The sequence below is a fragment of the Actinomycetes bacterium genome (assembly GCA_036510875.1).
Classification (GTDB): domain Bacteria; phylum Actinomycetota; class Actinomycetes; order Prado026; family Prado026; genus DATCDE01.
The window spans coordinates 1-9,945 of sequence record DATCDE010000183.1 but is presented as its reverse complement, the minus strand read 5'-3'; the positions used below and the strand labels follow the sequence as shown (position 1 = coordinate 9,945).

At 73.3% G+C, this 9,945-nt stretch carries 11 protein-coding genes, 1 tRNA gene and 1 other RNA gene; 5 read left to right on the top strand and 8 right to left on the bottom strand.

The features are described 5' to 3' along the window. The first annotated feature begins 153 nt into the window (after nt 1–153). Nucleotides 154–396, top strand: a complete 243-nt coding sequence (locus tag VIM19_10680; GenBank protein ID HEY5185345.1) for a tyrosine-type recombinase/integrase — start codon at nt 154–156, stop codon at nt 394–396. Nucleotides 397–429: 33 nt separating this feature from the next. Here VIM19_10680 and rnpB read toward each other — a convergent pair. Then, an RNA gene (rnpB, locus tag VIM19_10675) (RNase P RNA component class A) lies at nt 430–840 on the bottom strand. A 42-nt stretch (nt 841–882) separates the two neighbouring features. Between rnpB and yaaA the strand changes: the two genes are divergently transcribed. Both yaaA and VIM19_10665 read left to right on the top strand, forming a co-directional pair. Continuing rightward, complete coding sequence (yaaA, locus tag VIM19_10670) at nt 883–1,668, top strand: peroxide stress protein YaaA (GenBank protein ID HEY5185344.1); 786 nt, start codon at nt 883–885, stop codon at nt 1,666–1,668. Then, the gene (locus VIM19_10665) at nt 1,665–2,834 is read left to right on the top strand and encodes an MFS transporter (protein ID HEY5185343.1); all 1,170 of its coding nucleotides are present in this window, start codon (nt 1,665–1,667) and stop codon (nt 2,832–2,834) included. The genes yaaA and VIM19_10665 overlap by 4 nt, the downstream gene beginning before the upstream one ends. Nucleotides 2,835–2,838: 4 nt before the next feature. Here the strand turns inward: VIM19_10665 and VIM19_10660 are convergent, their stop codons facing one another. From VIM19_10660 to VIM19_10640, 5 genes are all read right to left on the bottom strand, one after another. Then, complete coding sequence (locus tag VIM19_10660) at nt 2,839–3,981, bottom strand: bifunctional RNase H/acid phosphatase (GenBank protein ID HEY5185342.1); 1,143 nt, start codon at nt 3,979–3,981, stop codon at nt 2,839–2,841. Between the two features lie 4 nt (nt 3,982–3,985). Beyond that, nucleotides 3,986–4,729: a C4-type zinc ribbon domain-containing protein gene (locus tag VIM19_10655; protein ID HEY5185341.1), complete on the bottom strand. Its 744-nt coding sequence runs from the start codon at nt 4,727–4,729 to the stop codon at nt 3,986–3,988. Then, nucleotides 4,726–5,874 (bottom strand): Nif3-like dinuclear metal center hexameric protein, encoded by a 1,149-nt coding sequence (locus tag VIM19_10650; protein ID HEY5185340.1) that lies wholly within the window; start codon nt 5,872–5,874, stop codon nt 4,726–4,728. The genes VIM19_10655 and VIM19_10650 overlap by 4 nt, the downstream gene beginning before the upstream one ends. 28 nt (nt 5,875–5,902) lie before the next feature. Next, a tRNA-Val gene (locus VIM19_10645) sits at nt 5,903–5,976 on the bottom strand. A 188-nt stretch (nt 5,977–6,164) separates the two neighbouring features. Then, nucleotides 6,165–6,620 carry a peroxiredoxin gene (locus VIM19_10640; protein HEY5185339.1) on the bottom strand — a complete coding sequence of 152 codons (456 nt, stop codon included), beginning with the start codon at nt 6,618–6,620 and terminating at the stop codon, nt 6,165–6,167. Nucleotides 6,621–6,707: 87 nt separating this feature from the next. Between VIM19_10640 and VIM19_10635 the strand changes: the two genes are divergently transcribed. Then, nucleotides 6,708–7,634, top strand: a complete 927-nt coding sequence (locus VIM19_10635) for a hypothetical protein (GenBank protein HEY5185338.1) — start codon at nt 6,708–6,710, stop codon at nt 7,632–7,634. 39 nt (nt 7,635–7,673) lie between these two features. On the opposite strand, the gene VIM19_10630 is transcribed toward VIM19_10635, so the two are convergent. After that, on the bottom strand, nt 7,674–8,111 hold the full coding sequence (locus VIM19_10630) for a DUF3052 domain-containing protein (protein HEY5185337.1): 438 nt from the start codon (nt 8,109–8,111) through the stop codon (nt 7,674–7,676). A 118-nt stretch (nt 8,112–8,229) separates the two neighbouring features. After that, on the bottom strand, nt 8,230–8,643 hold the full coding sequence (locus tag VIM19_10625; protein HEY5185336.1) for a YjbQ family protein: 414 nt from the start codon (nt 8,641–8,643) through the stop codon (nt 8,230–8,232). A gap of 129 nt (nt 8,644–8,772) precedes the next feature. Between VIM19_10625 and VIM19_10620 the strand changes: the two genes are divergently transcribed. Further along, nucleotides 8,773–9,945, top strand: a 1,173-nt coding sequence (locus VIM19_10620; GenBank protein ID HEY5185335.1) for a pyruvate dehydrogenase (acetyl-transferring), homodimeric type, incomplete at its 3' end; no start/stop codon positions are given.

Below are 9,945 nucleotides of genomic sequence, written 5' to 3'. Positions count from 1 at the left end.
GACCGCCAAGGCCGGCCCCTACAAGCCCCCTGACGCACTCCTTGTGTTCCTGGAGAACCTCTGAATATGCCGACCTGCGAGGCTCAACTTCCCAACCAGGCCAATGGATCTCAGGCCACCATCGGCATAACCCAGAGGTCGACATAATCATGATTGTGCCGATGTCGGCACAACCACGATCTTCGGCACTTCTACGCGTCCACGTTGATCGCGGCTGGTCTGCATCCGAAGACGATCCAGAGCCGGCTCGGGCATGCGTCGATCACCGAGACGATGGACACCTACGGGCACCTGTTCCCGGAGGCCGAAGAGCAGGGCCGGGGTGCGCTGGACGCGGAACTCAGCCCGTCCGCTGACGTCCCAGCAACGTCCCAAGGGGGTCGTGAGGACGCGTAGACGAGGCGTTTCCGCAGGTCAGCGACGAGGCGACGGACGAGTCGGCCTGTACGCCGGGTTCTGTCCCCGGGCCGCCTTGCGGCACTGGCCCGGGGGGCGGTCATCCCTCTCGGCCTGCCGTTGCCGACAGGCTCATGCGGTCTACCCGCAGGCTCGGGCGAGCAGCCCTCGAACGCCTGCGCAGGGGCCGCGGCGGACCGCGACCCCCTCTTGACCTTGCTCCGGGTGGGGTTTGCCGAGCCGCCCGGGTCACCCCGGGCGCTGGTGGTCTCTTACACCACCGTTTCACCCTTACCGCCGGCGAACCGGCGGCGGTCTGCTTTCTGTGGCACTGTCCCGCGGGTCACCCCGGGTGGGCGTTACCCACCACCCTGCTCTGTGGAGCCCGGACGTTCCTCGGCGACACCGGTTGCCCGGCGCCGACGCGACCGCCCGGCCGACTCGTCCGCCGTGCCACCAGGGTACCGCCCGGTAGGGTTCTCGCCTGTGCTCCTGCTGCTGCCGCCGTCCGAGGGGAAGGCGCAGCCGAACGGTCGACGCCGCCCGCTCGACCTGACCACCGTGTCGTTCCCGGAACTCACCCCGGTGCGGCAACGGGTCATGGACCACCTGGTCGCACTGTGCTCCGGGGACGAAACGACGGCGGCCGAGGTCCTCGGTCTCTCCCCCGGGCTGATCGGCGAGGTGGCCCGCAATCGTGACCTCGCGACGGCGCCGACGCTGCCGGCGTCCCAGCTGTTCACCGGAGTGCTCTACGAGGCGCTGGACCTGGCGTCGTTGAAGGCCGCGGCCACCCGCCGCGCGAACCGCTCGGTGCTGGTGTTCAGCGGGCTGTTCGGGGTGCTGCGTCCCACCGACCGCGTCCCCGCCCACCGGCTCGCTGCTGACGTCAGCCTGCCCGGCGTCGGCCCGGTGGCGTCGCTGTGGCGGGCGGCCCTGGACGACGTCATGGCCGCGGCGGCCGGCCGCAGCGGTCTGGTGCTGGACCTGCGCTCGAGCGCCTACGCCGCGATGTGGCGCCCGACCGGCGAGCCGGCTCGGCGGACCGTGTCGGTGCGGGTGCTGCACGAGCGCCGTCCCGGCGACCCGACGTCCCGGGTGGTGGTCAGCCACTTCAACAAGGCGACCAAGGGCCGGCTGGCCCGTGCGCTGCTGCTGGACGGCGCGCAGCCGACCAACCGTGCCGGCGTCATCGAGATGCTCGGCGGGCTCGGCTTCCACGCGGAGCCGAGCGGCCAGGGGCGGGTGGACGTGGTGGTCGAGGCGCCGTGACCGGCTACCCGCGGCTGCGAACGGCGGCGCTGGCCACTGCGCTGGTGTTCGCCCTCAGCGGGGTGCTGCTGGCCAGCTGGGTGTCCCGGCTTCCCACGGTCCGGGACCAGCTCGCGGCCGGTTCCGCAGCGCTCGGCCTGGCGCTGCTCGGACCGGGTGCGGGCTCGCTGCTGGCCATGCCGGCGACCGGCCGGCTGTCCCGACGCTTCGGCAGCCGGGCAGTCGTGGCGGCCACGGCGTTTCCGGCCTGCGGGGTGCTCGTGGGGCTGTCGCTCGCCCCGACCGTAGTGGCGCTGGGCCTCGTGCTGCTGGTGTGGGGCGCGCTGTACGGGTCGTGGGACGTCGCCATGAACATCCAGGGCAGCGCCGTGGAGCGCCGGGCCGAGCGGGCCTGGATGCCCCGCTACCACGCGTCCTGGAGCGTCGGCGGGATCGTGGGCGCCGCGGTGGGAGCGCTCGCCGCCCACGCCGGGCTGTCGGTGACCGCCCACCTGCTGGCCGTCTCGCTGGTGACCGCCGTCCTGCTCGTGGTGGCCCTGCGGCTGTTCATCGACGAGCGCGACGAGCCGCAGGAGGAGCAGCACGCCCGGGCGGCTGCGGGGCCGCTGTTCACCCGGCGGCTGGTGCTGGTCGGTGTGGTCACCCTATGCGCCACCACGATCGAGGGGGCGGCCGCCGACTGGCTGGCGCTGTACCTCACCGACGGGCGCGGGGTCGCCGCCTCCGGTGCCGCGCTCGGCTACACGGTGTTCGCCGGGGCGATGGCCGTCAGCCGGTTCATGGGCACCCCGGTGATCGAGCGGCTCGGGCGGGTCAGCGCCGTCCGGCTGGCCGGGATCGTCGCCGGCGGCGGCGTGGTGCTCACCGTTACTGCGCCCGCGCTGCTGAGCGTCTACCTCGGCGCCGTCGCGTGGGGGTTCGGGGTCGCGCTCGTGTTCCCGGCCGCGATGAGCGCCGGCGGCGAGGTGCCGGGGCGGGCCGGCGACGCGATCGCGGCGGTCTCGACGATCGGGTACGGCGGGTTCCTGCTCGGGCCGCCGCTGATCGGGGTGCTCGGGCAGCACGTGGGCCTCGGGTCCGCGCTGCTCGTGCTGCCGGTGCTCGCCGCGGGGATCGTCGTCCTGTCACCGGCGCTGCGGCCGTACACACCGCCTGCCGCCCAGTAGCAGGTCAGCGTGCGGCGCGGTGCAGGTGCGCGGTGTCGTTGAACGCGCGCAGGGACGCGTTGCCATCGGGGAACCACTGCACGGTCGTCAGCGACGCCGGTGACAGCTCCATCCGGTACAGCGCGTGCGGCGGGGCCTCCAGCGCCAGCCGGACCAGTGTCTTGACCGGCGTCACGTGGCTGACCAGCACGACAGTCTGCCCGGCGTAGCGGGCGATCAGCCGGTCGCGGGTCCTCGCCACCCGGGCCGACACCGCGTCGAACGACTCACCGCCGGGCGGGGCGACCGAGGTGGACGCCAGCCAAGCGAGCACCTCGTCCGGCCAGCCCTCCTCGACCTCGGCGAAGGTCAGCCCCTCCCAGGCGCCGAAGGCGCACTCGCGCAGGTCGTCCTCGACCCGGACGGCCACGCCGAGCGCGGCCGCGACCGAGTCGGCGGTCTCCCGGGCCCGGGCCAACGGGGAGGTCACCACCGCGTCCGCCCCTCGGCCGGCCAGCGCGGTGGCCGCCGCAGCGGCCTGCGCCCGGCCGTTCGCGGACAGCACCGGGTCGATCCCGCCGGAGCCGCTGAACCGCTTCTCCCGGGTGTGCTCGGTCTCGCCGTGCCGCAGCAGCAGGAACGTCGTGGGCTTGCCGACGTCGCGGGACCAGCCGACCAGTCGGTTGGCCGGCGCCTCGACCGAGGGGACCTCGACGGCCGGCAGGGTCTCCAGCGGCCGCAGCTGCCAGCTGCGACCCGCCGCCGCCGCGTCCATGGCCTCGTTGGCCAACCGGTCGGCGTGCTTGTTCCGCTCGCGTGGCACCCACGTGTAGGCGACCCGGCCGGGTGGCCAGATCGTCATGGCCTCCTTGGCCAGCTCCCGCATGGCCGGGTGCTTGACCTGCCACCGTCCGGACAGCTGCTCGACGACGAGCTTGGAGTCCAGCCGGGCCTCGATCTCGGCGTCAGCGTCGATCTCCCGGGCCTTGCGCAGCCCGGCGATCACGCCGCGGTACTCGGCCACGTTGTTGGTCGCGACGCCGAGGTACTCGGCCAGCTCGGCCAGCACCTCACCGGTGTCCCCGTCGCGGACGACGGTGCCGTAGGCGGCCGGTCCCGGGTTGCCGCGGGAGCCGCCGTCCGCCTCGACGACGATCCGTCGGGGCATCCGGCTACAGCCCGGACTCGGGGGTGCGCACCAGGATGCGGCGGCACTCCTCGCAGCGCAGCACCTCGTCCGGCTCGGCCGTCCGGATCCGCCCCAGGTCGGTAGCGTTGAGCTCCAGCCGGCAGCCCTCGCACCGGCGCTTGCCCAGCGCCGCGGCCCCCACCCCGTCGTGGTCGGCCCGCAGCTTCTCGTACAGCGCGAGCAGGTCGGCCGGGACGCCGGACACGGTGTCGGCCCGCTGCCCGTTCGCGAACTCCATGTCCTTGGCGATCCCGGTCAGCTGCTCGTCGCGCCGGGCCTCGACCGTGGACAGCTCGTCCGCGAGCACGCTGGCTTGGGTGCGCAGCTCGGACCGCCGGTTCTGCGCCTCGTCCAGCCGCTCCATGACCTCCAGCTCGATCTCCTCGAGGTCGCCCTGCCGCCGGGCCAGGCTGTCCACCTCGTGCTGCAGCGACTCCAGCTCCTTGGCCGAGGTGACCGCGCCGGTGTCCATCCGGGTGCGGTCGCGCGCGGCACGCTGCCGCACGGCCTCGACGTCGGACTCGGCCTTGGCGACCTCCCGCTCGAGGTCGGACACCTCGGTCTCGGCGGCCACGGTGAGGTCCCGCAGCTCGGCGATCTCCGCTTGCAGGCGCTCCACCTCGGCCAGCTCGGGCAGGGTCTTGCGGCGGTGCGCCAACTGGTCGAGTCGAGCGTCCAGCGCCTGGACGTCGAGCAGTCGCAGCTGGTCGGCGGGGTCAGCTTTCAGGGGGTGCTCCTTCGGGTCGCGTGCGCGGTCCAGGGGTCGGTGACCAGCGTGGAGACGCGCAGGTCCACCGTAGCGCCGACGGCCTCGAGCGCTCGGCCGAGGTCAGCCGCCGCGCGGGCCAGCCAGGGCCACTCGCTGGCCCAGTGCCCCGGGTCGACGAGCCCCGGCCCGCCGCCCTCCAGGTGCTCCGACGCCGGGTGGTGGCGCAGGTCCGCGGTGACGTAGGCGTGCACGGCCGCTGCGGCGACGTCCGCGAGGTAGGCATCGCCGGCGCCGCCGCTGACTGCCACCGTCTCGACCAGCCGGTCCAGGTCACCGCCAATGCGGACGCCGACCGCCGTGGCCGGCAGCCGGTCGGCGACCTGCTGGCCGAACTCCCCCAGCCGCATCGGCCGGGGCAGCCGGCCGACCCGGCCCTGTCCGGCCGCACCCGACAGTTCCCCCGCCGTCTCGACCAGGTCGAAGGCCGGCTCTTCGTAGGGGTGGGTGGCGCGCAGCGCCGCGACCACTTGGGCCCGTCGGGCCCGGGGCAGCACCATCTCGATACGTCGTTCGGCCACCTGCTCGACCGCGCCGACCCGACCGATCGCCGGGTGCGCGCCGTCCAGCGGGCGGAAGGTGCCGGTGCCGTCGGTCCAGTAGGCGCACCGGTCGTACGCGCCGATGGCTCCCGCTCCGGCCGCGGCGAGCGCGTCGACGAGGCCGTCGGCGTCAGCGACGGGGACGTAGACGGTCAGCTTGTCCACCGGCGTCCCCGCGCTGGGCAGCAGCGGGCGGACGTCGACCAGCCCGATCGTCTCGGCCAAGACGTCGGCGACCCCGCCCGGCGCCGCGTCGGCGTTGGTGTGCGCCACGAACAGGCCGCACCCGGCCGTGAGCAGGCGGTGCACGACCCGGCCCTTGACGCCGCCGGCGTAAACGCTGGACGTGCCGCGCAGGAACAGCGGGTGGTGGGTGACCAGCAGGTCCGCGGACCAGGCGACCGCCTCGTCGATGACCGCCTCGACCGGGTCCATCGCGAACAGCACCCGGCGGACCGGGGCGTCCGGGTCGCCGCAGACCGGGCCGACGGCGTCCCAGGCCTCGGCCCCGGACGGCGGCCAGCGACGCTCCAGCGCGGCGACGACCTCGGCGAGTGGCGGCACGCCAGGCAGGCTAGCCGGGTGCTGAGGGTGGGCGCAGACGGACTCGAACCGCCGACTCCCTGCTTGTAAGGCAGGTGCTCTGACCAGCTGAGCTATGCGCCCGGGACGGACGCCGCGCAGCCTACCGGTGGACGGCAGACGGCCGCCGCCGCCGGAGTCTCGGGCCAGCGGCGGCAGCGGCCTTGACACCAGCGTGACCGCTCGCGGCGCCGACCGCTACCCCATGGCCGAAATCGTGTCCTGCAGCTGCCCGATTCGGACGGATACCGCCCGAATCGGGCGGTGCCGGCTCACAGCGCGGCGAGCGCCTGCACGTAGGCGACGGTGTCCCGGGCCTCGCCGATGGCGTGGATGACGCTCCAGCGGACCAGGCCCTCCTTGTCGATGACGAAGGTGCCGCGCTTGGCCGCACCGGCCTCCTCGACGAACACGCCGTAGTCGCGGGCCACCGCGCCGTGCGGCCAGAAGTCGGTGAGCAGCGAGAAGGTGTAGCCCTCACGGTCGGCGAACACCCGCTGGACGAACTTCGAGTCGCAGGAGACCGCCAGGGTCACGGTCGAGTCGTTGTCGAACGACTCGAGCCGGTCCCGGATCTCGCACAGCTCGCCCGTGCACATGCCGCTGAACGCGAACGGGAAGAAGACCAAGACGACGTTCTTGTCCCCCCGGTACGCCGACAGCGTGACCTGCTCGCCGTGCTGGTTGACCAGGGTGAAGTCCGGGGCCTGCTGACCGACGTCGACCATCCGATGCGTCCTCTCTCCGGTTCAGTCTTCAACCATCTTGGCAGCCGGGTCGCCGCACGGCGAACCGGGATCCGGCAGGATCGTGGCGTGGCCGATATCCCGCCCGACCTGGAGCCCGAACCGGGTGAGCAGGGCGTTGCCACCCGGGAGCCCGCGGCGGCCTGGCAGCGCACCGTGGACGCCTGGTCCGCCTTCCTGGCCGGCCTGGCCGACGCCGACCTGTCCGCGCCGTCCCGCTCAGGGCGACCGGCGCTCGAGGTCGTCGTCCGGCTCGGTGCCTGGCCGGAGAACCGGGGCCTGGTCCAGCTGCTCGCCGACGCGCGGGCCGGCCGGGCCGGGCGGCGCATCGACCAGGACTCCGTGGAGGAGCGGGTGCTGGCCGCGCACCGGGGCCTCACCCCGGAGGCCGCCATCGACGGGATCCGGCTAGCCCGCGCCCATCTGGCCGACTTCGTCACGTCCGGCGAGGCCGCGGACGTCGCCCTGCTGCCGACCGCGACCCTGCTGGGGCCGCTGCCGATCCTGACCTTCCTGCAGGCGACCGCCTACCAGCTGGCGGTCAGCACCCTCGACCTGGAGCCGGTGGGGGCGGTGGCCGCGCCACAGCTGCTGGCGCACGGGCTGCTCGCCCTCGTCGACACGCTCGGCGCGCTGGCCGCTCGGCAGCGGCTGACCGCCAGCCTCACCGCGGTCACCGGCGACGGGGCCATGGGGTTCGGCAGCCGCGGACCGGACTGGCGCACCCTCCCGCGCACCGCTGCGGACGGCGACCACGGGCCGGCCGTCCGAGCCGACGTCCGCGTGCTCCTCGACGTGAGTGCCGGGCGCGCCGACAACATCGCCGGACTGTGGCTGCGGCACGACCTGGTGACCCGCGACCTGCCCGGCCTGCTGCAGCTGGCGCCGCTGCTCGACGCAGTGCCGGGGATCTCTGGCGGCGCGGCGCTGCGCGGTGCGGCCCGCACCCTCGCCGGGGTCGGCGCCCTGCTCAGCCGCTTCAACCTGTCAGGGTGAGGACGACCTACAGCCCGTTGTCACCCTGACAGGTGCGGGTCAGCGGCGGCCGGAGCGCGGCGCGACCAACCGGGTGCCCGACCAGTCGGGTGCAGCCGCGACGCTCGTGGTGGCGCTCAGCCCCGCGGTGGGCGCAGCCTCGCCGATGTCCGACGGCTCAACGTGACCGGCGCGGCCGACCTTCGGGGTGAGCAACCAGATGACGCCGCCGGCGGCCAGCGAAGTGAGTGCGTCGACGAGGGTGTCCACGAGGTCACCGTCCCCGTCCCGCCACCACAGCAGGACAGCGTCGACGACGTCGTCGTCGTAGTCCTCCTCGACGAGGACCGTGCCGGTGACCTCCTCGAGGGCGGCCCGCAGGTCGTCGTCACAGTCCTCGTCCCAGCCGAGCTCCTGCACCGTCTGCCCTGCGACGAAACCCATCCGGCCTGCCGGCACGGGGTGCCGACCTCCCGCGGTGTCCGCGGTCGCGCTCACCGACTGCCCTCCGTTCGACCGGCCCCCGTGCCCGGGGGCCTCTGCGGGGTAGTCCACCCGAGCCAGCCACCGGGTGCAAGCCTTTCGGCAGATTCGTCTGGGCGTGTCATCCGTCGGGTCATCCGGGCAGGAAGGACAGCCGGACCTGGCGCACCGGGTTGTCCACGTTCGTGTCGACCAGACACAGCGACTGCCAGGGGCCCAGCGCGACCCTTCCGTCCAGCACCGGGACCACGAGGAACGGGGCCAGCAGGGCGGGCAGCACGTGGTCGCGGCCATGCCCCGGCGAGCCGTGCCTGTGCTCCCACCCGGCGTCGCGAGGCAGCAGCCGCTCGAGCGCGGCCAGCAGGTCGGCGTCGGAGCCCGCGCCCGTCTCGATCACGGCCAGCCCGGCGGTGGCGTGCGGGACCCACAGGTGCAGCAGACCGTCCTCGGCGGGGGCCTGCTCGGTCAGGAACGCCGACACCTCACGCCGCAGGTCGTGCACGACCTGCCGCCGTCCGGTGTCGACCGACACCATCTGGGTCCGCATGGGCCGCAGCCTGCCATCCGCCGGCCGACCGGGGTGCCCCTACCCCCCAGTAGCGTGACGCGGCCGAAACCGTGAGCGAGGATGGGCACCGAACCACAAGTTCCCTCAGGCTCAGGAGACGACACCACTGTGACCGCCGGACGCGAGCGCGAACCGCTCATCAACGCAGGTCTGCCCACCCAGCTCGTCGACGTCGACCCCGAGGAGACCCGGGAGTGGCTCGACTCGCTCGACGCGATCGTGGACGCCGCCGGCCCGTACCGCGCCCGGTTCCTCATGCTGAGCCTGTTGCAGCGGGCCAGGGAGCGCAACGTCGGCGTCCCGTCGCTGGTGACCACCGACTACATCAACACGATCCCGCCCGAGCGCGAGCCATGGTTTCCCGGCGACGAGGCGATGGAGAAGCGGATCCGCCAGTACAACCGGTGGAACGCGGCGATCATGGTGCACCGGGCCCAGCGCCCCGGCGTCGGTGTGGGCGGCCACATCTCGACCTATGCGTCGTCCGCGTCGCTGTACGAGGTGGGGTTCAACCACTTCTTCCGCGGCAAGGACCACGCCGGCGGTGGCGACCAGGTCTACTTCCAGGGGCACGCCTCCCCCGGCATGTACGCGCGGGCCTTCCTCGAGGGCCGACTGAACACCCAGCAGCTGGACGGCTTCCGGCAGGAGCTGTCGCACCCCGGCGGCGGACTGCCGTCGTACCCGCACCCGCGGCTGATGCCGGGCTTCTGGGAGTTCCCGACCGTCTCCATGGGCCTCGGCCCGCTCAACGCGATCTACCAGGCCCGGTTCAACAAGTACCTGCACGCGCGCGGCATCAAGGACACGTCCGACCAGCACGTGTGGGCGTTCCTCGGCGACGGCGAGATGGACGAGCCGGAGTCGCTGGCCGGGCTCGGTCTGGCTGCCCGCGAGGAGGTGGACAACCTCACCTTCGTGATCAACGCGAATCTGCAGCGGCTGGACGGACCGGTGCGGGGCAATGGCAAGATCATCCAGGAGCTCGAGGCGCACTTCCGCGGCGCCGGCTGGAACGTCATCAAGGTCATCTGGGGACGCGAGTGGGACCCGCTGCTGGCCGCCGACACCGACGGTGCCCTGGTCAACCTGATGAACGTCACCCCAGACGGCGACTACCAGACCTACAAGGCCGAGGACGGCGCGTTCATCCGCGAGCACTTCTTCGGCCGCGACCCGCGCACCCGGGCGATGGTGGCGGACTGGTCGGACGAGGACATCTGGTGGAAGCTCAAGCGGGGCGGCCTCGACTACCACAAGGTCTACGCGGCCTACAAGGCG